This is a genomic window from Peribacillus muralis (genome assembly GCF_001645685.2).
Taxonomy (GTDB): Bacteria; Bacillota; Bacilli; order Bacillales; family DSM-1321; genus Peribacillus; species Peribacillus muralis_A.
The window spans coordinates 3887251-3910242 of the sequence record NZ_CP017080.1 but is presented as its reverse complement, the minus strand read 5'-3'; the positions used below and the strand labels follow the sequence as shown (position 1 = coordinate 3910242).

22 protein-coding genes and 1 riboswitch are annotated in these 22992 nt (G+C 41.3%); of the genes, 20 read left to right on the top strand and 2 right to left on the bottom strand.

Translation table 11 applies throughout. The features are described from left to right. Positions 1-6: 6 nt before the first annotated feature. Both ABE28_RS18975 and ABE28_RS18970 read right to left on the bottom strand, forming a co-directional pair. Positions 7-417, bottom strand: a complete 411-nt coding sequence (locus ABE28_RS18975) for an EndoU domain-containing protein (RefSeq protein WP_064465447.1) — start codon at positions 415-417, stop codon at positions 7-9. Then, the gene (locus ABE28_RS18970) at positions 408-1616 is read right to left on the bottom strand and encodes a hypothetical protein (RefSeq protein ID WP_064465446.1); all 1209 of its coding nucleotides are present in this window, start codon (positions 1614-1616) and stop codon (positions 408-410) included. The genes ABE28_RS18975 and ABE28_RS18970 overlap by 10 nt, the downstream gene beginning before the upstream one ends. Before the next feature lie 455 nt (positions 1617-2071). Here ABE28_RS18970 and ABE28_RS18960 point away from each other — a divergent pair, with 455 nt between their 5' ends. The 20 genes from ABE28_RS18960 to sspL all read left to right on the top strand — a co-directional run bounded on the left by ABE28_RS18960 (position 2072) and on the right by sspL (position 22751). Then, positions 2072-2488 carry a VOC family protein gene (locus ABE28_RS18960; RefSeq protein WP_064465444.1) on the top strand — a complete coding sequence of 139 codons (417 nt, stop codon included), beginning with the start codon at positions 2072-2074 and terminating at the stop codon, positions 2486-2488. 195 nt (positions 2489-2683) lie between these two features. Continuing rightward, on the top strand, positions 2684-3478 hold the full coding sequence (locus tag ABE28_RS18955) for an IclR family transcriptional regulator (protein WP_064465443.1): 795 nt from the start codon (positions 2684-2686) through the stop codon (positions 3476-3478). Positions 3479-3511: 33 nt separating this feature from the next. Continuing rightward, entirely contained in the window at positions 3512-4978 is a 1467-nt protein-coding gene (gene gucD, locus ABE28_RS18950) for an alpha-ketoglutaric semialdehyde dehydrogenase GucD (protein ID WP_064465442.1), read from the top strand. 27 nt (positions 4979-5005) lie between these two features. Continuing rightward, positions 5006-5917 (top strand): dihydrodipicolinate synthase family protein, encoded by a 912-nt coding sequence (locus tag ABE28_RS18945; RefSeq protein WP_064465441.1) that lies wholly within the window; start codon positions 5006-5008, stop codon positions 5915-5917. After that, positions 5914-6864, top strand: a complete 951-nt coding sequence (locus tag ABE28_RS18940) for a U32 family peptidase (protein WP_064465440.1) — start codon at positions 5914-5916, stop codon at positions 6862-6864. The genes ABE28_RS18945 and ABE28_RS18940 overlap by 4 nt, the downstream gene beginning before the upstream one ends. 499 nt (positions 6865-7363) lie before the next feature. Beyond that, positions 7364-8482 (top strand): 2-keto-3-deoxygluconate permease, encoded by a 1119-nt coding sequence (locus ABE28_RS18935; protein ID WP_064465439.1) that lies wholly within the window; start codon positions 7364-7366, stop codon positions 8480-8482. An 88-nt stretch (positions 8483-8570) separates the two neighbouring features. Further along, positions 8571-9695, top strand: a complete 1125-nt coding sequence (locus ABE28_RS18930) for a UxaA family hydrolase (RefSeq protein ID WP_064465438.1) — start codon at positions 8571-8573, stop codon at positions 9693-9695. Between the two features lie 25 nt (positions 9696-9720). Next, complete coding sequence (locus ABE28_RS18925) at positions 9721-10038, top strand: UxaA family hydrolase (RefSeq protein WP_064465437.1); 318 nt, start codon at positions 9721-9723, stop codon at positions 10036-10038. A gap of 118 nt (positions 10039-10156) precedes the next feature. After that, a complete protein-coding gene (locus tag ABE28_RS18920) occupies positions 10157-11314 on the top strand; it encodes a UxaA family hydrolase (RefSeq protein ID WP_064465436.1) in 1158 nt (385 codons plus the stop codon). A 297-nt stretch (positions 11315-11611) separates the two neighbouring features. Next, positions 11612-12067 (top strand): ATP-dependent metallopeptidase FtsH/Yme1/Tma family protein, encoded by a 456-nt coding sequence (locus tag ABE28_RS18910; protein WP_064465434.1) that lies wholly within the window; start codon positions 11612-11614, stop codon positions 12065-12067. Between the two features lie 194 nt (positions 12068-12261). Next, positions 12262-12340, top strand: a riboswitch (ZMP/ZTP riboswitch). Between the two features lie 122 nt (positions 12341-12462). After that, positions 12463-13662: a phosphoglycerate dehydrogenase gene (locus ABE28_RS18905; RefSeq protein WP_064465433.1), complete on the top strand. Its 1200-nt coding sequence runs from the start codon at positions 12463-12465 to the stop codon at positions 13660-13662. A gap of 125 nt (positions 13663-13787) precedes the next feature. Then, entirely contained in the window at positions 13788-13955 is a 168-nt protein-coding gene (locus ABE28_RS25220; protein WP_156775830.1) for a hypothetical protein, read from the top strand. Positions 13956-14040: 85 nt separating this feature from the next. Next, positions 14041-15102 carry a M4 family metallopeptidase gene (locus tag ABE28_RS18900; RefSeq protein ID WP_064465432.1) on the top strand — a complete coding sequence of 354 codons (1062 nt, stop codon included), beginning with the start codon at positions 14041-14043 and terminating at the stop codon, positions 15100-15102. A 33-nt stretch (positions 15103-15135) separates the two neighbouring features. Further along, positions 15136-15453 (top strand): protealysin inhibitor emfourin, encoded by a 318-nt coding sequence (locus ABE28_RS18895; RefSeq protein ID WP_064465431.1) that lies wholly within the window; start codon positions 15136-15138, stop codon positions 15451-15453. 579 nt (positions 15454-16032) lie between these two features. Next, positions 16033-17133: a DNA sulfur modification protein DndB gene (locus tag ABE28_RS18890; protein ID WP_064465430.1), complete on the top strand. Its 1101-nt coding sequence runs from the start codon at positions 16033-16035 to the stop codon at positions 17131-17133. Then, on the top strand, positions 17120-18151 hold the full coding sequence (locus ABE28_RS18885) for a DNA sulfur modification protein DndB (RefSeq protein ID WP_064465429.1): 1032 nt from the start codon (positions 17120-17122) through the stop codon (positions 18149-18151). The genes ABE28_RS18890 and ABE28_RS18885 overlap by 14 nt, the downstream gene beginning before the upstream one ends. Before the next feature lie 152 nt (positions 18152-18303). After that, positions 18304-18864, top strand: a complete 561-nt coding sequence (locus ABE28_RS18880; protein ID WP_064465428.1) for a competence protein ComK — start codon at positions 18304-18306, stop codon at positions 18862-18864. 354 nt (positions 18865-19218) lie between these two features. Further along, positions 19219-19488, top strand: coding sequence for an excalibur calcium-binding domain-containing protein (locus ABE28_RS18875; RefSeq protein ID WP_064465427.1), 270 nt, complete (start codon positions 19219-19221; stop codon positions 19486-19488). A 643-nt stretch (positions 19489-20131) separates the two neighbouring features. Further along, on the top strand, positions 20132-22471 hold the full coding sequence (gene helD / locus ABE28_RS18870; RefSeq protein WP_064465426.1) for an RNA polymerase recycling motor HelD: 2340 nt from the start codon (positions 20132-20134) through the stop codon (positions 22469-22471). A 148-nt stretch (positions 22472-22619) separates the two neighbouring features. Further along, entirely contained in the window at positions 22620-22751 is a 132-nt protein-coding gene (sspL, locus tag ABE28_RS18865) for a small, acid-soluble spore protein L (protein WP_064465425.1), read from the top strand. Positions 22752-22992 lie beyond the last annotated feature (241 nt).

Here is a 22992-nt window from a genome sequence, read left to right as displayed (position 1 = left end):
AACCACCTATCTGGGGTAGAATGATGTTATTCTATATTTCTTTATAATTAACCTGTACTTTTTGCCATTAACTGTTGTATTAATCTCAGCGTACCCATTTCCAGATTTAATTTTAGCTTTATTATTTCCAACTATTTTTACAATCATATTTTGAATATCATTTATAGAAAGTTTTGGATTGAACATTGTTTTATCTTGATACCCTGTCCAATATTTAGGGTGGTGCCTTTCTAATATATGCTTCATTGCACTTTTATCTAACAGAACTTTATTACTGCCACCAATTGACATTTTCTTTGATTTGAAATTCTTTAAGGCATTAGTAACCGTGCTTTTGGGCACTTTTTTGTAAATCTTACTACCATATTTAACAGCAGGTTTCCCACCTATAAGCACGACCCTAAGAACTATCCCCAAATTCTAGGTTGGACTTCCACATTGTTTATATATACTTCTGATACACTATCTTCAACATTTGACAAATCGATAGGTTCAAATGTTCGGGGATCTCCAAGCATATCGTTATCAATAATAGGGATTTCTTCATCATTATTTATTGCTTCATCAACATATTCTATTTCTATATCATTTGTATTAATTTCAAAAGGAAGTGCAGCTTCTTCAGTAGTACGAGAAGTCTCCCCGCGGTTATTATAGGCGGATACAGTAACAATATAACTATTTAATTGGTCAACTTCCTCGATGTTTTTGTATAATTTGTAAGGTTCATAGGGGAAGGTTCCTCCTATTAGATCATGAAGTAAATAGTATTGCCCTTGAGAATTTTCTGTATCCGCTGTCCAAATTCCTTCATTTTTTGTAGAAAAAGTAGTTACATTTCCCACATCTAGCGTTTCGAAATTTATTCCATTAAAAATATGAATAAAGTAACCTGTTGCATCATTGACTGGATTCCACTCGATGTGTGCATATCCTTCCTGATTATTAGGATCCATAACAATATCGGCGTTGGATAATTTGGGTGTGTCCAATGGAATTTGTGTTACATTTGCATAAGATAGCGGACTTGCTCCATCCTCAAATATTGCTGCCACTCGGATATAGTAATGTTGACTGCCAGAATAATTTAATCCACCATTCAATTCATGTGCTTTCTTGTAAAATGGTGAAGGATCTATTGGAAATTCTGTTCCGCTACCATTACGCAAATAATCTACTTGTCCTTCTTCCAGTTGTTCAACAGTGGGAAACATCCCTTTTCCTTTAGTAGTCCAAAAAACTTGGTCAGCCGGAACAGTCCAGTAACTATGTTTTGAACCATTAAATATAAGCACTTGATATTTTGTGACATTATCTATGGGCTCCCATGATACATTTAAATAACCTGTTCCTGTACCATCATCATGCGAAAAAGCTTCAACTGCAGGAGTTGTCATTCTGGGATACTTGGTGTTAATTGCTCTTCCTTGGTTAATAGGTGGTGCTTCAAGCGCTTGGTTAGAAAACGGACGAATAAATTCAGCTGTATTTATATTCTCTGCATTAGCTCTTTCAAAAGAAAATTTCAGCCCTGGTAATATAGCTGAAGAGAACAAAACCAAAACTAGTAAAAAACATACGTTCTTGATACTCCAAGTTTTAATGTGATTTTTCATGTGCTTCCCTCCTTGAAATTATTTTATTTTAGTATGACTTGAAGTTATGGTTTCTTGGTTCCTAAAATGGAATAATATGTTTCAGTTGAGAAACCTTATTTCAAAATAATCATCTTTGAAATCACATAAAGATTGTATGGGCATCTATTGATATACCAGCTATGTATACACGCAAAACCCAGACAATACTGAGTAATAGAAAGATATTGCTTGAGACCGCTTGCAGTGAACTATCTTATAGATTGGTTTATGAGCTTTAACGCCAACGTCTTAAAAATGAAATATCATGTTTTATATTTGAAGGAACCCTGCTTATTAGTGGATGGTGAAACCCAAGGGAAAGTAGGAAATCATCTTCTAGGAGTGAAGGAAATATTTGCTGCCGGCAGGATATTCAAAAAAAAGAGCGAATAGTAGGGCAGTGAACGTAAATTAACCAAGTGAGGGTGAATTTGATGGGAGTTCAAGCAGAGAAGATTTTCGTTAACCTGCCTGTTAAAGATTTGGATGCTTCAATACAATTCTTCACAAAAGTGGGTTTTGCCTTTAACGAGCAAATGACCAATGAAAACGCAACGTGCATGGTTATCAGTGATTCGATATATGTCATGCTGCTGGTTGAGGACTACTTCAAGACGTTTACAAAAAAGGACATTCCCGATTCGGAGACGAGTGCAGAAGCGATTGTCGCCCTCTCCGTAAATAGTAAGCAAGAAGTCGATGATGTCGTCAATAGTGCTTTGACTGCTGGCGCCCAGCCTTCTAATGATGCAATCGATCATGGCTTCATGTACGGTTGGAGCTTCAAGGATCTCGACGGACATCTTTGGGAAGTATTCTACATGGATGAAAGTGGATTTAGTCAAGATTAATGAAAGAGCAGGACACACCCTTTCAATGGGGTTGTGTCTTTTTTTATTGGTTAAAAAATAGAATATTCAAATTAATTATTTGATAATTTACATTAATATGGTAAAATTGTAAATAGTTTAATATAAAAAACTTAGTTTATTATATTAAACTGAAAAAAGTAAATCGAATGTATGAATAAGAGGTGGAAGATATTCATGAGTGAAAAGTACTGGGTTCCTGCAATAGAAAGAGCAGACAAGATTATAAAGGAAATAGGGGAGAATCCCGATCAATTACGGTTGATTGACTTATCGAAAAAATTGGGAATAAATAAAAGTTCCTTGTTTTCATTGCTGAACACCTTAGAAGTTCTAAAGTGGGTCACTAAGGAGGAAGGAGATACTTATAAGCTTGGTCCGACTATCGGAGGACTTAGCGCAGCTTATTTTAATCAATTCAATATGCTTCAATCATTTTATAAAGAAGCGGCCATTTCCGTTGCAAGCATTAATGAACATATTCAACTTGGGGTTTTGGATGAAGAAAATGTCGTTTATTTAGGAAAGATGGAAGGTGATTCCAGAGTGAGGCTTATCACAGATCCAGGAATGCGGTTTCCGGCCTATGCGTCTGCAATAGGAAAGATACAATTGATTCAACATTCAAAGGATGAGCTGGCTGGAATATTCCATTCAAGGATATGGGAACAAAAAACGCCATTTACCATTTCAAATATTGATGATTTATACGAAAGTGTCCGAATGGCACAAAAAAACGGATACGCAATTGAGAATGAAGAAGCAGCTCTTGGTTTTAGCTGTGTGGCAGCACCTATTTATAATTATGAAAACAAAATCATAGCTGGTGTAAGTTTTACGATGATGAATAATAGTTGGGAAACAAAGAAGGATGCGGCAAAGGAAGAAATCATGAAATTAGCTTCTCGTTTATCTCAAATTGCTGGGTATACGGGAGTTTTTAACCAAGCTGTTGATAGAGGGCAAGAATAAGTTTTTTTAAAACTGGGAAAAGGAGCTGTTGAAATGAAAACCCTTTCAAAGGAAAAGATATGTAAAAACTATATTAACAATGAATGGGTAGCCTCGGAATCACAAGAGACTATTGAAAGCTTTGATCCGGCAAGAAAAGGAACGATTGTAGGGTACGTTCAAGATTCGACGGCATCTGATTTAGATAAAGCTATTCAATCAGCACACCTGGCAAAAAAAACATGGAGAAAAATAGGACAGGCAGAAAGAGGTCAATTTCTATACAAAGTGGCAAACCTACTTGAGGGGAAATTGGATGAAATAGCCGAAACCATGACTAGGGAAATGGGAAAAACACTTCATGAATCAAAAGGAGAAACTTCCCGCGGCATCGCGATCCTTCGCTATTATGCCGGTGAAGGCATTAGAAAGGAGGGGGATGTCATCCCTTCATCCGATAAGGATGCACTTATGTTTACAAAGCGAGCACCCCTTGGCGTTGTAGGGGTCATTACTCCGTGGAACTTTCCTGCTGCCATTCCCATTTGGAAAATTGCTCCTGCACTTGTATATGGCAATACGGTCGTGTTTAAGCCAGCGACCGAAGCAGCTGTGACAGCGGCTAAAATTGTGGAATGCTTTGCCGAAGCAGGTCTCCCTGATGGAGTTTTGAATTTTATAACGGGGTCGGGTTCCGTAATCGGTCAGGAGTTAATCGATCACCCTCTATTGAACGCGGTCACTTTTACAGGTTCGGAAGCGGTCGGTGAAGGTGTAGCCAAAGCCGCAACTGAACGTGGAATCAAGTTCCAATTGGAGATGGGCGGGAAAAACCCGGTGATCATAACGAAGGATGCTGATATAGCAAGAGCAGTCGAAGGTGTGATAAGCGGTGCCTTCCGTTCCACAGGCCAAAAATGCACGGCTACAAGCCGGGTCATCGTAGAGAGCTCCATTTATGATGCGTTTGTGAAAAAATTAGTTGAAGAAACGGAAAAAATTACTGTAGGTAATGGGCTCATTGAAGGAGTCTGGATGGGCCCATGCGCTAGTGAAAGGCAATTTAATACTGTAAGGGAATATATCGAACTTGGAAAAAAAGAGGGGGCCGCTCTTATAACGGGGGGGAAAACAATCACAGGTGAAGAACATGAAGAGGGATTTTATGTACGCCCGGCTATTTTCGGGGGTGTAAAGCCGGATATGAAAATAGCCCAAGAAGAAATTTTCGGACCAGTAATTGCCCTGCTCCGAGTTAACGACCTGGAAGAAGCCATTAAAGTGGCGAATGATACGAGGTATGGGTTGAGTGCCTCCATTTATACATCTAATATAAGCGCTGTGTTGGAATTTATAGATGAGATTGATGCAGGTCTTGTTAGAATCAATGCTGAAAGTGCTGGAGTCGAACTTCAAGCACCCTTTGGAGGAATGAAAGCCTCCAGTTCAGGAGCACGAGAGCAAGGGCAGGCCGCCAAGGAATTTTATACTGCCATCAAGACGATTTTTATAAAAGGGTAGATTCATTATGAAAGGAAGTGCAGGTAAATGAAGTTTCACGGGATTATTCCGCCAGTAGTCACTTTATTTGATACAACTGGAGAGATTGATTTGGACTTGAATAGAAGGTATTTATCCGAGCTGCTGAAGCATGATGTGCAAGGTGTTTTATTGGCTGGAAGCTCAGGTGAATTTTCTTCATTGACCATTGAAGAACGTAAGCTTTATGTAGCGGAAATGCTTCAATATATTAATAAACGTGTTCCTGTATTGATAGGTATAGGTCATACCTCATTAAAAGAGGTTCTTGAATTATGTACTCATGCAAAAGAGCATGGAGCCGATGGCGTACTTGCAGTAAATCCATATTACTGGCCCCTTTCCAGTGAGCAATTATATCGTTTTTTCTCCATCATTGCGGAACATGCAGATCTTCCGGTAATCCTCTACAACATCCCTTCCTTAACGGGACAATCACTCTCGACAGAGCTGGTCAAGAAGCTTGCCGCCCAGCATCGGAATATTATCGGTATTAAAGAAACTGTAAGTGAGATTGGCCATATCAGGGAAATGATTACCGAAGTGAACAAGGTGAGAGACGACTTTATGGTGTTTACAGCCTTTGATGAGCATGTATTGCCAGGGCTTATGATAGGTGCAGCTGGCAGTATCAATGGAAGCTCTGTCTTCGCCCCCGAGATTTCGGTCGGATTATACGAAGCATATCGGTTTGGAAACTTAACCGAGGCGGAAAATAAGCATAGGCTATTATCGCAGTTAATGGAGATATATACACTTTGCCCAACATTCTTCACATCGATGAAAGAAGCCGTACATCAAAGGTGGTTCAACGAAGAAGCAGGACACCGTGCGCCTTTTGATATGTATCCAACAAATCTATCAGAGAAAGTCTCATCGCTTTTAAAAATCATTTATACGGAAGAAGGTATGAAAAAATGAGAGAATCCCGTCAATTATTAGAGTCTCTTGGTTACCCTTCTACAGACATGAAAGATCTGCCCACTTCAAAGAAAAGGTTTCCAGACGGTGCACAGTACCGCGTTGAAATACCTAGCGTTGAAGGCCCAGCCGCTTTAACCGAAACAGTAAAAGAAATGGACCATTACGGGATAAACATTCACCGGATATCGCAAGGAAGCGGTATTATGCTTCAAACAGATGAAGAAATCAAGGAAATGTGCCAGCTTACTGCTGATAGAGGAATGGAACTGAGTTTATTTGTGGGTCCAAGAGGTACATGGGATATAAGTGCCCAGCCATTAACAAGTGGTGGACAGTCCATCGCATTGCGCCATGAAGGGGCAGATCAACTGGTTTACGCCATGGAGGATTTAAAAAGAGGCGCCAAACTTGGACTTCGCGGTGCATTAGTAGCTGATGAGGGTTTGTTGCTACTTACAAAAGAAATGAAAAAGGCCCGTCAGCTGCCTGAAGACTTTGTTGTGAAAGGATCGGTTCAAATGGGTTCGGCTAACCCCGTTTCAATTAAGCTGATGCAAGATCTGGGTGCAGACACTTATAACGTTCCAACTGCACTTACACTATGGAAATTGGCAGCCATCCGTCAGGCGATTGATATCCCGATCGATCTATATGTAGAAGTTCCGGATAACTTAGGCGGTTTCCTGCGATACTATGAAATTCCTGAAATCATTCGTGTATTGGCACCGGTATATATTAAATTCGGCCTTCGTAATCATCCGGATGTTTATCCTTCAGGAAAGCAATGGGAACAAACGAACATTGCTCTCGTTAAAGAACGAGTACGCCGGGCAGCAATCGGTCTTCAAATGATAGAGCGATACTATCCAGAAGCAAAAACATCATATCTTGGGGCAAAAGGGCTTGGCATTCCAAAGATGCCAACAACAATGGCCTCGAAATGATCCGAGTGAGTTCAAATTGCTTTTACGTTTATAGGATAGAATGGGAGTGACGCTAGTTTTAGATATTGGAAAAGAAGCCAATCGCATTACTGATAATGAAGATGAAGCTTGCTAATGCATTTTTGACTATACATTCATGAACGATGTAAGTGGGCCAATGGACAAGTGGTAAAACGCCGGATACTTTTGCATAAGCCAGTCCACCCATTGTGACGAAAACTCAAGTAGGGCAGAATTGGATAACTTAGATTAAATGGTATTTTTGACGTTGAAGCATGGAGTATTAATTGCGACAGGGAAACCTCCAGTGGGGCAGCCAAACAAATTTTTGGTGAAGGATGGAGATCAATTAGCTATCACGAACTCTGTCCCAAAGTCCCTTCAAAATGCGAATGGTGAAATATAGTAGGTTCCATAATGATTTAAATTAATTGAATATTAAGAATTTTTTAGTATAAACTCATTTGCAATGAATCCAAAAAAAATTGGGGGATTGGATATGCAAATAAAAAAATCAATTGATAGAGTTCCTGGAGGCCTTATGGTAGTACCACTTCTTATGGGGGCTTTGCTGAATACAATAGATCAAATTCATGTTCCTTTTATCATGAACTTGTTAAAACGCCTCGGGGTTGCTGCTAATGAAGCGGGGTATTATGAATTCTTTCAGATTGGCGGTTTTGCACAAGCTTTATTTAAAGACGGGGCGTTGACGTTATGTGCTCTCTTCTTGTTTTGTGCAGGTAGCCAAATGAATATCCGTGTAGGAGGCAGGGCTTTAAAAAAAGGGGTCATCCTGACTTCAGCGAAATACATGGCAGGTGTTGTGGTTGGAATGGTATGGGGAATTTTATCTGATCCAGTGAATGGGTTTCTGGGACTATCTACAATGGCCATCATCGCTGCCATGACAAACGGAAATGGTGGCATGTTCGCAGCTTTGACGGGACAATACGGCAATCGCTCCGATGTTGGAGCAACGGCTGTACTTTCACTAAATGATGGACCATTCTTCACATTAATGGCGCTTGGAATGATGGGAGCGAACTTCCCCTTAGTTGCTTTTATTGCCGTGCTCTTGCCCATTTTGTTAGGCATGTTGTTAGGGAATCTGGATGGTGATATACGTGAATTTTTATCTGCCGGTGAAACACTGGTGATTCCTTTCTTCGCTTTTGCTTTAGGTGCGGGAATGAATTTATCCAATTTCCTCAATCCCGAAGTGCTCTTGGCTGGCATTGCCCTTGCGTTAATGACTGTAATATTTTCAGGTGGAGCAATGGCTCTTGCATTCAAAATCTTCCGCGAGAAAAGTTTTATCGCTGCATGGGCAGAAGCATCCACTGCTGGAAATGCAGTCGCTACTCCTGCAGCCATTGCTGCGGCAGCTTCTGTAGCAGCTGGAAGTGGATTGATGGACGTAAAGGAAGCACTGATTTATCAAAACCTTGTAGGGACTGCAACGGCTCAAATCTCGATTGCATCAATTTCAACGGCATTACTAGTTCCTATCGTCGTTATCCTTGCAGATAAATACCAAAAGCGTAAAGGAATTGATGGAAAGGTTGAGTTCTATCAAAGCTCGAATAAACAGATTGATGAAAATAAGCCAGCTTAGGAGATGCTCTCATCAATGGATGCTAGTGAGCTAGAAAAAAAGTAAGAGATTCATTTTTTGTTGTAAATAAAAAAGGAGAGATTATTATATGGCTTATTTTTTTGAAGGATATCCAAGACTTGATGGATCTGCCGGAACAAGAAATTATATAGGTGTAGTATGTTCTGTAGTATGTTCCAGTGTAATCGCCAAGGAAATTTCAGAAAGCGTTCATGAAGCTATTCCGATTGTCCATACAAATGGTTGCGCTCAGCTTGGAGATGATTTCAAGGTAACAAAAAATATGCTGGTGGGAGTTGCTTCCAACCCTAACCTCTATGCTGCACTTCTTGTAGGTCTTGGATGTGAAACAAATCAAATCAGCGGATTACTGAAAAGCATCCCTAAAACCAAGCCAATACAGGGGATTGGTATTCAGCAATTGGCCGGAGGAGAAAATACTATAAAAAAAGGCATCCAAATTGCCAAACAGTGGGCAGTTGAAATTACAGAGGAAAAGAGAGAGCGTTTGCCCATTTCATCATTGACTGTTGGGATTGTTACCACAGATATGGATGAGAGTACTTTAAATAAAGTATCCTCAGTGGTTGGGGGAGTCGTTGATTTATTGGTCGACAATGATGCTACAGTCATTATGGGACTAACAGATACTTTAGAGCCTGCTGGTTCAATACTGTCGCAACGCTCTGAAAATGAAGAAGTCAAAAATAAGCTAAGTAATTTTGGAGAAGGATTACACAGAAAACGGTGGAAATATGTAGAAAATCAACTAATTACTCATGGTAGTTTTTCTGACGAAAAAAAAAAAATAGCCGCTTTGGAGGTTAAAATGACAGGCAAAAACCAAATACGTAGTTTGCTTGACTACAGTGATATTCCGATAGAAAAGGGACTTCATTTGATGAAATCTTCGAGTAACATCGTGGAGACTGTATCGAATATGGCCTCTAGTGGATGTAATATTGTGATGGTCGTTAGCAGCCGAGGCATCCTGACGGGATCAATAGCTTTACCATGCATGACAGTAGCACCGCAAACTTCAGATGGTCCTTTTAACGAGCTCATCGATCATTTGATTACCGAAGATGAACATTCAATTCAAGTGAAAAGGGTAATCAGCGAATTACTGAATATAAGCTCAGGCAAACAAACGAACCTCGAGAAGTTTGAGTTGGGGGAATTTTCAATACCTCATGTAGGAACAACTTTTTGATATGGAAAAAGGAGGAAGATGCATAATGAATCAAACCTTTAACGCAATTAAATTAAATGAGCTGGATAATGTAGCTGTCGTACTGAAAAATGTCGAACCAGGCCAGTTGTTAACTATAAAAGGCTTTAATGAGAAAATACTGGTAATGAAAAATATCCCATACGGACATAAAGTGGCTACATCCCATATCCGAAATAATGAAAGAATTATTAAATATGGTGAATGTATGGGGATTTCGACAGCGGAAATCCTCCCAGGTTACCATGTCCATGTCTTCAATGTTCGTGGCCTGAAAGAGGAAGAACGATATGTGAATAATGAAGAACATATCTCTACCCAATGAAACTCCTCCTTAAAGATTATTTTAGTAATCATGGCAAAAAACATATGTAGGGAAAATTTTGAATGTTCCTGTCAGTGTTCCTGTTGTTGATAAAAACTTATTGAGGATGTGTCATACCATGAAAACATTTAGAGGATATCGGAGACCCAATGGAAGTATAGGTATCAGAAACCACGTGATAGTCATTAATATCATAAGCGAATTGAGTAGTCTTACTAAAAAATTGGCTCAACTTGTACCGGGTGTCATTCCAGTGGTACAACAGGGAGGACAAGCTCAGTTCCCTGAGGATCTCGAACAGACAATTCGAACCTTGAAAGGAACGGCAGGACACCCGAATGTAAGCGCTACCCTATTTTTAGGGATGGAAAAAGACGAGCTTGCTGAAGAGATTACGGAACTAGTGCATGATGAGAATCATCATGTACATGCTATTTATTTCGATAAAGGAAAATCGGTCTCAGACGTACTTGAAGAAGGAAAACACTGGTTAGAAAACGCAATCGAGAGGAGTAAGTCTGAAAGGATGGAAACAGTAAATATAACAGAGCTTACCGTAGGATTGGAATGTGGGGGCTCGGATGCTTGGTCTGGTATTACAGCGAATCCGGCAATCGGAGCTTTTTCGGATGCCTTTGTAGGAGATGGCGGGACTAGCATTCTAGCAGAGACAACCGAAGCAATCGGTGCAGAGCATATTCTAGCCAATCGAGCGGTAAATCCAGAAGTAGGAAGGAAATTCCTTGAAATTATAAAAGAATATGAAGAAAGAATCAAAGCAACAGGCGAAGACATTCGATCTGCAAATCCAACCCCAGGAAATATGGCAGGAGGTTTGACTACATTAGAAGAAAAATCATTAGGTTGTATAAAAAAAGGTGGAGATGAAATTTTAATGGAAGTTGTTGATTACGCGGAATCACCAACAAAAAAAGGCTTTATTTTTATGGATACACCTGGATATGATGTAGAATCAGTAGCGGGGCTATCAGCAGGAGGAGCACAGATTATTTTGTTTTCCACAGGAAAAGGATCTCCGACAGGCTCACCAATCGTCCCTGTAATAAAGATTGGAACCAATCCGAAACTTTATGAACTCATGTCTGAACATATTGATGTAAATGCCGGGAAAATCATGGAAGGTTTAAACACGATAGAGGAAATAGGAGAAGAAATTTATGGAAAAGTGGTGGAGACGGCTAACGGGCGTACCACTGCATCTGAAAACCATAAAAACCAAGAGTTCGCAATTTGGCGACTAGCAGAGACGATATAAACTTGATGTCCCCTCTTTTATACAAGAAACTGCTAACATTCAGGAATAATGAGATCATGTAATGAAAGGCTGAAGGAAAAACAAGTTGTTTTCCTCCAGCCTTTTGGATTTTTTATATAACTTAGCTTTAAATACTCATCAAATGAAAACAAAGGAAAGGTCAGTGCATTTCCTCGAGGAATTCAATAATGTGTTACCTATATTCCTGCATATCGGTAATATCGCAAGAAAAACATGTAATTTATTAACTGTATATGATAATATTGCCTTTATTACCGTAGTGGAAGAAGGTATTAGATGAAGGCGATTTTCCGAAGGAAGTTTTTTTATGTAAGTATAGTGATCGTGTTGGTGGTTGTAGGCTTCGCCTTTAATCATTACGATCGTGCTGAGAAGAAGGAGACCATGACCGACGCTGAATTTTATTCAGCATTAGGGGCTGGGAAAGTGACTTCTTTGAAATTGGAGCCAAAAAAAAGTGTGTATGAAATAAGCGGTCGCCTGAAAGGTCAGGGAGAGGACCATTCTTTTAGCGTGACTGTCCCAAACAGCGAATTCGCACTGAATACAATCAATCGAGCTGCAGAAGAACATAATATAAAACAAGTTGTGGTGATACCGTCAGATACGGAGGTAAGCGAATGGGTCACGGTTCTTACGACGACATTGCCGTTCATCCTCCTTTTGATCATGGCTTTTGTCATATTTCTTATGGCACTGGTAATAAAAAGATGGAACCGTCCGAGATATTAAGAAAATTCCAAGACAGGTGCTTGATTATTTCACTGGGTTCTTTTCATAGTTGGAGACTAAAAAACAATGGATCCTATTGATCTGCTAGCATCTTGGATTATTTTTTTGGCAGCGTTCAAAAGAACGAATAAAGATAAACTTTTAAATTGAAGTTGAAGATTGCTGAATAATTTGATAAAATGAAAAAAATGAAAAAGACTATGTGCAACTGGCGAAACGCGGATAACCGCGAGGGAACACATAGTGACGTAGCCGTTCGCCTGGGCAGAGGTAAGGGATTATATCCCTTGCCTCTTTCTGTTTAATATCAGATTTTCATGAACTTGGAGCAGCTAGGTTAAAAGATCTTATCAGCAATTTGAAAACCATCCATATTGAAAAGAGGAGCAAACGACATGAGTACAATCACTTTAGAAAAAGCGAAAACGATCAAAACGTTAAATAATATTGCACAAAGCGGGTTAAATGTATTCAATAAGGAAGGCTTTACAATTGATAATGACAGTGAAAGCCCTGATGCGATTGTAGTTCGCAGCTTTAATATGCATGCAATGGAGTTCGGTTCCGAGTTAAAAGCCATCGCAAGGGCAGGTGCCGGAGTCAATAACATTCCGGTAGACAGATGCACGGAGCAAGGAATCGTTGTTTTCAATACGCCTGGTGCGAATGCCAATGCAGTGAAAGAAATGGTATTGACGTCATTGATGGCTTCATCTCGTAATCTCTTTGCCGGTGTTGCCTGGACAAAGACGCTGGATGGTGAAGGGGAGCAAATTCCAAAGCTTGTTGAAGCAGGAAAGAAGCAATTCGTCGGAAAAGAAATCAAAGGCAAAACGCTCGGTGTCATAGGCTTGGGAGCGATCGGAGCGCTTGTAGCGAATGATGCACTTGATCTGGACATGGATGTCATCGGGTTTGACCCGTTCATATCCGTCGATACAGCTTGGAATCTATCTCGTAATGTACAGCGCGCGATGTCGCTTGAGCAGTTGTTTGCGGAATCGGATTACATAACTGTACATGTCCCATTGACGGATGATACTAGAGGAATGTTCAACCAAGAAACATTTAGCATCATGAAGCCTGGCGTCCATATTCTGAACTTCTCACGCGGTGAGCTTGTGAATGAAGCGGATATGCAAGCTGCACTTGAAGGCGGACAAGTCGGCCAGTTCATTACCGACTTCCCGAATGAAAATGTGTTGAACATGAAAAATGTCGTGCCAATCCCACATCTTGGTGCCTCTACGCAAGAATCAGAGGAGAACTGTGCGATCATGGCCGCTCGTCAGGTGAAGGGATTTTTAGAAACAGGTAACATCAAAAATTCCGTGAACTTCCCTAACACATCCCTTCCTTATACAGGAAAGCGACGTGTGGCAGTTTTCCACGAAAACGTTCCTAACATGGTTGGGCAAATCACACTGGCTGTCTCAAGCTTGCATTTGAATATAGCCGATATGGTTAACAGAAGCCGAGGTGGCTATGCGTATACGATGATCGATCTTGACGGTGAAGTGAACGGTGAACTGATTCCTGGCTTGGAGGAAAAAATTAAACAAATCACGGGCATCGTTACAACTCGCATCATATAAGCGTACATCGAACGGGCAGGAAAGATCTTTTTTGCTCAGTTAAAAGAATAACGGTGATGGCCTCAATTCCTTATGGGAGTTGAGGTTTTTCAATTTTAAGATCAGAGGTTGCAGAAGGTATACGAATGAAGAAAAGATGGAGGAATGAATCAATCACGGATGCTTCATTCAGCAGGACTTATCGAGTTGGATGGGTGGAAATGGAGGGAAATGAGGGGAGCGTGGCGAAAGTAATCTATAGACATATGCTGCACAAGAAGGCTAAACGAACGGCTTTACTGCTAGGAGAATGATGTTGAAGGCTGGGCGCGTTAAAAGAAGCTGCACTCTTGAAAAAAACGAATATCGTTTGAAAAAATTCATGAAGGAGTGTCTAGTATGCACAAAAAGGATTGTTCCAAATCGGTGTGCCAGTGTTTCATAGTACCTAATTATATCTTAGAAAATTTGGCCCTGAATGAGGTGGAATCGGCAAGGATCAGTTTAGCGAAAAGCCGGCAAATGCGAAGGCGCCGAATCTTTAAGGAATATGATATCAATGGTGTCGTCGCTTTAACCGATGCTGGCTCAGGCAGGCATGGTGAGTCGGCACGGCATGTATTTGATTGCAAAGGTGGAACGAAGCTCAGGGTGAATGAGGCAAGGAAAGAAGGAGACCGATCAAGCGGTGATCCAGTTGTTAACCAAGCATATGATTATAGTGGAGTAGTTCGTGATTATTTCAAGGATGTCCTGCACCGTAATTCAATGGATAACGAAGGCTTGGATCTCATTCTGAACGTCCATTATGGCAATAAATTCACGAATGCCTACTGGGATGGCGATGAAATGGTTTTCGGAGATGGCGATGGGGTCATTTTTAGCAATTTTGCCAACTCACTCGATGTGATTGGGCATGAGCTTACACATGGGGTGACGCAGTTCACGAGTGGTTTGGAGTATGAAGGTCAATCAGGGGCTTTGAATGAACATCTGTCAGATGTGTTTGGAGTGACCATAAAGCAATATCACTTAAAGCAGACGGCTGGAGATGCCGATTGGCTGATTGGTGCCGATATAATGGGACCCACACTGAGGGGACAGGCTCTTCGTTCCATGAAAGCACCTGGTACGGCATTTGATAATAAATTGATGGGGAAGGATATGCAGCCTGATCATATGAGAAACTTCTATAAAGGCGAGCGGGATAATCATGGAGTCCATATCAACAGCGGGATACCAAACAAGGCCTTTTATCTTGTATCAATGGAAATCGGAACGGACAAAGCGGCCTTGATTTGGTTTGATGCGATGCAGAATTTATTTGCGACAGCGAATTTCAATCAATTCGTACAAGTTGTCATCAAGGCTGCCCAAAAGCTTGCGGATGGTGGCAAGGTGCCTCATGCAGCGATCAAAACGATTGAAGAAGCGTTTAAAGCTGTCGGGCTGCCTGAATAGTTAAATTGAAAGAAATGGGAGGCTAATACTAACATGCGCATCCAATTTAGCTGTGTCGGGGGAATGGCCAACCTCGATTTGAATGTGGTGATAGATACAGAAGAATTACCGCAGGGAAAACATGAGGAATTGCAGCGTCTAATGGACACAGCCGATCTTTCCAGCCTATCGTTAAGCAAAATGGCAGGAATCAAGTCTCAAGGGGCCGATGCATTTTCCTATCAGCTTGATATCGCTGGGGAAACGAAGAAGCAGTCCTTCTCATTTACAGATACGACAGCACCAGAGAAGGTACGGCCATTATTGGATTATTTACGTAATTTGGCGATTGAAGTGAAGCTGACAGAATAACAATAACGGAAGGCCGTCGAGAGATCCCTCGGCGGCCTTCCGTCTATTTGTTTGAGTTTACCTTCAGTTGTAATGGTTATTCAAGGCGCTTTCAAATGCGAATCTGGATAAGTGACAAGAATATTTCTTCTCTTGCTTCTTTGCACGAACAGGCAAGACAAACAGGTTCTCCCGGACCAAAATCGCAGGATCGGATGTGAATGAACGATTCACTTTATGAGCAATAGGCAACGGGGAAATCTCAAAGGTTCAATCGTGATTCAATTCTATTACGATTGAACCTTTATTTTTTAGTGTGGTGGTTTATTAACAAAAATGTCATTTTATATCACTTTTTGACATGGTATTCGCTAATGATTCACAGAATGGTCACAAACTAATCGGTCAATATGGGTTGGAATGAACGGATAAAAAACGGAAATTAAAAATTATATCTCTTTAGTGGATTGTTGTAAAGAGTAAGCTAATTTAACAGGTTAATGAGTCACAAAAGGGAGTGAATTTTAGAAGTGTATAAAATGAAAGCGATTTTACAAATAAAGCACAAAATAGGATAATGGTCGCAGAGAGGTGAAGAGCATGACATATCAAGAAATGAAAGTGTCGATTGCAGGGAGCAGTTTTACCCAATTTGGAAAGAGAATATTAATCTCGCAAATCCAATTCTCGACATTGGAGGCCATTTTCGAGGTTGATGAGTCGGTTCAAAGAAAGCTTGATCACAAACGAAGGGCAGAAATCAGGGAATTCATCATGGACTCTGTTTCGGAGGGAGACTTCTACTTTTCCCCGTTCATCTTCTCGAGCAGGGGAGCGATCAAAGAAGTGCCCGGTGGAGGGGAGTTGCCTCCAGGAAGTAAAATCTATATACTCGATGGTCAGCACCGAACGTACGCTCTGGTGTCAGCCATCAGTCATTTGAGGGCACGCAAGGAAACGGAAGAAGAAATCGGCCATTTTGCCGAAGCAAAAAAACTGCAAAGCCAAATCGATAAGCTAAAGTCCTACCCGGTCACCATCCAAATCTATTTAAACCTGGAAACGGAAGAAGAAAGGCAGCTATTCAATGATATTAATACGAAGCGAAAAGAGCCTCATGTCGGCTTGGTGATGAAATACGACCAGCGTGATGAATATGCTGAACTAACAAGAATCATAGCCGATAAATTGGAAAGCAAGATGGTGATAGAAAACACGTTGTCCAGGATAACCGTGAACAGTACCGCCTTGACCTCGCTAACGATCATGAGGCGCTGTCTCATCGCTTTATTTGAAGGAAAGATCACCACAATGACCGGTAAAGCCAAACTAGGAGAGTTCACAAAGGACGAAATCCTCGCGATTGCACAAGCATTTTTCGAAGCATGGCTGGATATCTTTCCGAAAAGGATGACAGACCGGAAGACATACTCATCAGGCTATTCCGGCATCCAAATAGCTCTTGCCCAAACAATCCAGCAACTCCACCTGCATCATGAAATCCCCTATGAAGAAGCAATCGATCACATGCGGCAGCTGAAGGCGGGCTGTACATGGAAGCATGATGACGAGCTGTTTTCGCACATGTACGATCCCGTAAAAAAAAGAGTCAAAAACCACTCCACCACGAACGCCATCCAGAAAACGGCTCTCCAATTCAAACGGAAAATCGAAGGAGGATGGATGCATGATACTAAGTGAATTGGACAGGAAGCGAAGGACAATCGTCTCTTATTCCATCATGGAACTGGTCGATATGTACCGTAATGGTCAAATCGCCACGAGGGATACGAATCAGCTGCGCGTTCGATCGATCAAGAATTATCTATTGGAAAACGCGTTAACGAATCAAATCTACCTGCCGCCGCTCGTTGCCAACTGCAGGGAAGGAACCCTCACCCTTACGGAAGCCACCCGGCTAACGATGATTGACGGTACCCAACGAATAGCGGCCTTTGCCCAATTGGAGGACAGTATCCTTAAAGCATTAAAACAGGATGAAGAAAAAGTTAAACAAGCCTACAAACTGGATTCACTCATGAAGGATAGCTCGATTGCCGTCCAAGTATTCGAGGGACTTACAGCGGCTGAGGAATCACAGTTATACTTGGATCTCAATCTAAAAGGCAAGAAAGTGGCCTTATCCAAACGGATTTCATTCGACTCGCGAAACAACCTCAATGTCATCACCAACCAGGTGCTTCATACCCATCAAGACTTAAAAACTGCCGGTGTCGAACTCGAAAAACGCTCCATCAACCGTCCGGCAAACAAGAACCTGCTGTCCTTATCGCAGCTAAGGCAAGTCATCGGCATCTTCATGACAGGCAGGGTATACGTAAACATTGAAGAGAAGGTATCTTCATGTTCGCTTGAAAACAGCGAATACATCACCCTCGTTCATCTATATTTTAATGAACTATTCGAAATGTTCCCGCCTGAACGAATGGGGGATCACACGCAATGCATGCTCGCCAGCTACCCGCTTTTCGTTGCGGTTGCCCTTTATGCGAATGATCAAATGGAAAACCGGCTTTTCGAACAAAGAAAACAGTTGATTTCCACAAGGATGTCAAAGTTGAAAGCGGTGGACTGGAGCCCGGCCAATCCGGTTTGGAAGGAGTTTAATGGAACATATAAAGGAAGACCGTCCATATTTCAGCTAAGCAACGATAAACACTCTATTAAAGCGATGGTCCGTTGGCTGTATACCCTTTAAGGGAAGTGAAATAAATGTGAGGGAAATAACAAAACCCCCTAGGTGGGATTGTCCCGGTAGACTGTCACCTAAGGGGTGCGAGCAGGCGTATACCTGACTCTATGTCTTAGTATACTCCTAAAAAATCATTATGGAAATGGGGAGTGAACGGAATGATGATACGAAGAAAGTATGTAATGAATAAGGAAACCGTAGCGATGATGGAGCACTATGATTCGAATGGTGCGGAGCAGGCGATGGTGGTGGAAGGGGAAAACACCTTCCTTGTTGCACAGCCGCGTCTTGAAATCCTCAATCATACGCTCAATCACTTTGGACTGGATCTTGATGGCGGCCTTGCGGGAGCCAAATCGGTGCTGGGCGGAAAGTACAGACTGCCCGTCTGCATCAACGCCCAGCTTGGCATGGTCTGGTTTTCCTCCCGCTCATTCCGGTTAGTCGGGGGCGTCTGGTTTTCCTATATTCACGTCCACGACCTCGAGGAAATGAACGAAAAAGAAACCCTGGTCCACACAGACTATGGACATTGCCTTCCTGTATCCTTAAGCAAAAATCAACTCATCTTCAAAAGGGACCAAGCGTCCTATCTGCATACTACCTTCCATGAACGCTCTTTAGGCAAAAAAAACTTTTATTACGAGCCTGGAAGCGGAAGTACCTTTTGCAAGGAACCGGGGGAGCTGCACTACAGGGTGAAGCGGAAGGAAGAATGAAATCGATGAGAGGACGACCGCCGAAATGGCGGTCCTTTGTTTTCGATCATTTCATTGGTCTTCCCTGTCTGCCAGTTTCGCTTTAATGAACTCATTCCACGTTCGTGTAGCGTAGGAGATGTAGTTGCCCTTTTTCCAGGCAATTCCTACTCTTTCCAGTTAATAGAGGGGAATCGTGATCATTTCCTTATGACTAATGTCCATCTCTTCCAAGTCACCTTTGGGGAGGACCGTTATTCCTTGATTGAATGTAATGATAAAACTTTATTAATATGGAAATATAGTTGTTGTAAAAAAAGGTATGATACATTATGATTAGTAAAAAGTTAATTTTTAGGAAGGGGATTACATATTTTGAAGCGTTCATTGACTATTTTTCTATCTTTAGGACTAGTTTTGGGGTTGTCTTTTGGAGCTAGTGATACAGCTGGTGCCAAAACAAAGGTGAAGACCTATAAAAACTGTACGGAATTGAATAAAGACTACAAAGGAGGCGTAGCTCGTACATCTTCCGTTAAAAATAAAGGAGGAAAAACGAAATACAAGCCCCATGTTTCAAAGGAGCTATACGATGCCAATAAAAAAAGTGATCGTGATAAAGACTGGATCGCTTGCGAAAAATAAGAATCATTTAGCAGAGACCTTTTAATAGAAAGGTCTCTTTTTATGTTGCTTGTAACAAAAACGTATGCATATAGTGATAAGTTCCGAGTATGTAATGATCTGATTTCATTCAAATTACTCTTAATCTCGGTTCAGCAACCTCCGAAACCCGCCTGAAAATGGCGATGCTTGCCGCAACCAACCTTGTAGCTGGAGTACAAGGCGAAACACCGCCAAGCCTGATCAAGGTGAGTGTAAAGATAAAGTGATTTCTTGGATCACATGTGTATAATAACGCTGGCTAGCCTCATATTTGGCTAGCTATTTTTAATTCCCTTGTTAATGAAGGGAACAGACAACGAATCAAATGGTGTAGCGAATGTTGCTTCTCGGTGAAATTAGCGGGAAGCGAAGAAATGGCGCTTGTGAATATATAAAATGGCATAAAAATAACCAGTCAAGCGGAGCTCAACTGGTTACTGAATGTGTATGAACGTGTAAAAGATATGTGCAAAATCCATTGATATAAATCATGAATTGTGATAAATTAGGATAGAAACACATTTTTTTTAATATATGTATACAGTTTATCCCTTAATATAAGTATAAGGTAAAACTCACCTCTAGTCAACACCTATTTTATTTTTTTGAAGGAGTGTCTGATATGAACGATGAAATTCAGCAGGAGCAAGAACGTTTGAATGAGGTGTTAGAAACCATCACGAAACAAATTAGCAAAATAGAAGGAGAGACTTCTCAGCGCAGACAAGAAGTGGTTAGTATCCGGAAACACTTTTGGGATGATCTCAAGGTTAATGTGGATACTTTCGATGATTACCTCGAGACGATCATTGGCTTAAGGCAACAGGCTCAAGCCTTGTCAGTAAGTGAAGGTGAACATAGATATGCCTCCAAGAGGTTGTCAGCATTGCGCCGCATGAAGGAGGCCCCCTATTTCGGCCGAATCGATATCAAGGAAGAAGGGTCGTCCCTTACAGAACATATTTATATCGGTACTTCGACACTTACTGATTCTACAGGAGAAAACTTTATCATTTACGATTGGAGGGCCCCGATTTCAAGTGTTTATTATGACTATCCTCCTGGTCCTATTGAATACTCCACTCCCGGAGGTGATATTCGGGGAATGATGAAGAACAAGTGGCAATATCTCATCAAGGGCGGCGCCGTCGAATCAATGTTCGATACGAGTATCACCATTGGAGATGAAATACTTCAGCAGGTTCTTGGTAAGGGGACGGATAAGCATATGCACAGTATTGTCTCCACCATTCAGCGGGAGCAAAATAAAATCATCCGGAACGATCGCGGACGTCTGCTCATTGTTCAAGGAGCCGCTGGCAGCGGCAAGACATCGGCTGCCCTCCAACGAATCGCTTACTTGCTCTATAAAAATCGAGAGAAGCTAAAGGCCGATCAAGTCATTTTATTCTCGCCTAACTCGATGTTTAATAACTACGTATCCAATGTGCTGCCAGAACTAGGCGAAGAGAATATGCAGCAGGTAACCTTCCAGGAATACTTGGACCATCGTCTGGCTGACTCGTTTCAGGTAGAGGATCCTTATGAGCAATTGGAATTTTTGTTGACCGAAAGAGATGATCCTTCCTATAGCACCAGGACAGCGAGTATTAATTTTAAGGCATCACTTCGCTTCTTCGAGATAATCAACACATACAGACAATCACTGGAACTAGCTGGAATGATCTTTAAAGGGGTAAAGTTTCGAGGGGAAACACTCGTTTCAGCCAAACAAATCTCAGAAAGATTTTATAACACGAACACGACACTGCGTTTTCACAATAGGATTGAAAAGGTGGAAGAGTGGTTAAGTGAGTTACTTGATGAAACGGAAAAGCGTGAGCTGAAAAAACCTTGGGTCGAGGAGGAAATTGAGTATCTCAGCAAAGAAGACTATCAAAAGGTATACAACAAATTACAGAAAAAACACGGTCTTACGGAAGATTCCTTTGACGATTATGACAAAGAGAATGAAATGCTCGCGCGTATGATCGTTAGAAAGAAACTGAAGACGTTGCGAAAAAGGATTAAAGCACTTCAATTCATCAATATCAAGGGAATATACAAGCAGCTTTTTGATGAAAAAATAAGGAACGAACTATGGAATGGCGGCAACATTCCTGCTGAAAGGGAAATATGCTCAGCAACGCAAAAAATGCTCGATGAAGGTAAGCTGCATTACGAAGACGCGACGCCATTCTTGCTGCTGAAGGAGCTGATTCAAGGCTTCCAGACGAATAACTCTATTAAATATGTACTTATAGATGAAGCACAAGATTATTCTCCATTTCAATTCGAGTTTTTGAAGCGATTGTTTCCTGCTGCAAGGATGACCGTGCTTGGTGACTTTAATCAGGCGATATTTGCTCATGCCAGCGAACGGGTCGATTTCGAGACGCTAACAAGTTTGTACGGAATAGGCGAAACCGAGAGTATAACCTTGGATCAGAGCTACAGATCGACAAAGCAAATTATTGAATTCACCCGTGAACTAATTCCTGAAGGCCACCGAATTAAGGCTATCGACCGTGAAGGCGAAAAACCGCTACTGACTCAAGTTCCAAGCCGAGATGAATTGCACAGGCAGATCATATCTAAAGTTAAAGAATGGCAAAGCCGTAAGTATAATACCATCGCAATCATCTGTAAATCTGCTGCGGAAAGTGCCGCTGCATACAAAGCGCTAAGTGCCAGCGGTGAAATGAAACTCGTACAGACAGGCACAAATGAATATGAACAGGGCATTATCATTATTCCTGCTTATTTGGCTAAGGGTATCGAATTTGATGCCGTCATCATTTATGATGCATCTAATGAAACATACGGTGACGAAAGTTTACGAAGATTGTTCTACACTGCCTGCACAAGGGCCATGCATAACTTACAAATCTACACAGTGGGCGAACCCAGTCCCTTCTTGCAAAACGCTGCAGCGGACAGCTTACTGCTGTCAACAAAATAACCAAGACGCTGACTATTCATGGGGTTGTGTGAAGCTTGTATGGACTTAGTTCCATGCAGGTTTTTCATTGCTTGTAAGAAGACCACGTTCACAGAAAGAAAATTAATTTACAAACCGGTCGGACATAATAATCGTGGAGGTGAAGGAAATGACCAAAAAGTCAGGAAGAGGCCGAATCGCACCAAGTGTTAACCCGCAGGGACATGGAAAGGATGCCGAATTCGCAACAGAGCCCAAAAGCGAGCTTGAAAACAAGGCAAAAAAGTCCAATACAAAATAAGCGTACTTAGTAAAGGAAGCCCTTCTCTTCAGCGAGAGGGGCTTTTAAGGGGGATGGGCTGGACAAAATCTATAGCAAGAGCTTGCTCATAACTCATTTCATTCTCTTTTATCAATAAATCATCCGTTTTTGAAGCACCGAAATGTGCAAGAATAGAAAGGTGGGGTCAACGTTAAAAAAGAAGCATATACACCGGTGGCTGTGCTAACATAAAAGACTGGGTTAAATATAAATGGAGAGG

What these genes read in the sequence shown, in the direction of transcription:
- ABE28_RS18970 (WP_064465446.1), bottom strand. Translation starts at nt 1,616, where the DNA reads ATGAAAAATCACATTAAAACTTGGAGTATCAAGAACGTATGTTTTTTA.
- ABE28_RS18960 (WP_064465444.1), top strand. Translation starts at nt 2,072, where the DNA reads ATGGGAGTTCAAGCAGAGAAGATTTTCGTTAACCTGCCTGTTAAAGAT.
- ABE28_RS18955 (WP_064465443.1), top strand. Translation starts at nt 2,684, where the DNA reads ATGAGTGAAAAGTACTGGGTTCCTGCAATAGAAAGAGCAGACAAGATT.
- gucD (WP_064465442.1), top strand. Translation starts at nt 3,512, where the DNA reads ATGAAAACCCTTTCAAAGGAAAAGATATGTAAAAACTATATTAACAAT.
- ABE28_RS18945 (WP_064465441.1), top strand. Translation starts at nt 5,006, where the DNA reads ATGAAGTTTCACGGGATTATTCCGCCAGTAGTCACTTTATTTGATACA.
- ABE28_RS18940 (WP_064465440.1), top strand. Translation starts at nt 5,914, where the DNA reads ATGAGAGAATCCCGTCAATTATTAGAGTCTCTTGGTTACCCTTCTACA.
- ABE28_RS18935 (WP_064465439.1), top strand. Translation starts at nt 7,364, where the DNA reads ATGCAAATAAAAAAATCAATTGATAGAGTTCCTGGAGGCCTTATGGTA.
- ABE28_RS18930 (WP_064465438.1), top strand. Translation starts at nt 8,571, where the DNA reads ATGGCTTATTTTTTTGAAGGATATCCAAGACTTGATGGATCTGCCGGA.
- ABE28_RS18925 (WP_064465437.1), top strand. Translation starts at nt 9,721, where the DNA reads ATGAATCAAACCTTTAACGCAATTAAATTAAATGAGCTGGATAATGTA.
- ABE28_RS18920 (WP_064465436.1), top strand. Translation starts at nt 10,157, where the DNA reads ATGAAAACATTTAGAGGATATCGGAGACCCAATGGAAGTATAGGTATC.
- ABE28_RS18910 (WP_064465434.1), top strand. Translation starts at nt 11,612, where the DNA reads ATGAAGGCGATTTTCCGAAGGAAGTTTTTTTATGTAAGTATAGTGATC.
- ABE28_RS18905 (WP_064465433.1), top strand. Translation starts at nt 12,463, where the DNA reads ATGAGTACAATCACTTTAGAAAAAGCGAAAACGATCAAAACGTTAAAT.
- ABE28_RS25220 (WP_156775830.1), top strand. Translation starts at nt 13,788, where the DNA reads ATGAAGAAAAGATGGAGGAATGAATCAATCACGGATGCTTCATTCAGC.
- ABE28_RS18900 (WP_064465432.1), top strand. Translation starts at nt 14,041, where the DNA reads ATGCACAAAAAGGATTGTTCCAAATCGGTGTGCCAGTGTTTCATAGTA.
- ABE28_RS18895 (WP_064465431.1), top strand. Translation starts at nt 15,136, where the DNA reads ATGCGCATCCAATTTAGCTGTGTCGGGGGAATGGCCAACCTCGATTTG.
- ABE28_RS18890 (WP_064465430.1), top strand. Translation starts at nt 16,033, where the DNA reads ATGACATATCAAGAAATGAAAGTGTCGATTGCAGGGAGCAGTTTTACC.
- ABE28_RS18885 (WP_064465429.1), top strand. Translation starts at nt 17,120, where the DNA reads ATGATACTAAGTGAATTGGACAGGAAGCGAAGGACAATCGTCTCTTAT.
- ABE28_RS18880 (WP_064465428.1), top strand. Translation starts at nt 18,304, where the DNA reads ATGATGATACGAAGAAAGTATGTAATGAATAAGGAAACCGTAGCGATG.
- helD (WP_064465426.1), top strand. Translation starts at nt 20,132, where the DNA reads ATGAACGATGAAATTCAGCAGGAGCAAGAACGTTTGAATGAGGTGTTA.
- sspL (WP_064465425.1), top strand. Translation starts at nt 22,620, where the DNA reads ATGACCAAAAAGTCAGGAAGAGGCCGAATCGCACCAAGTGTTAACCCG.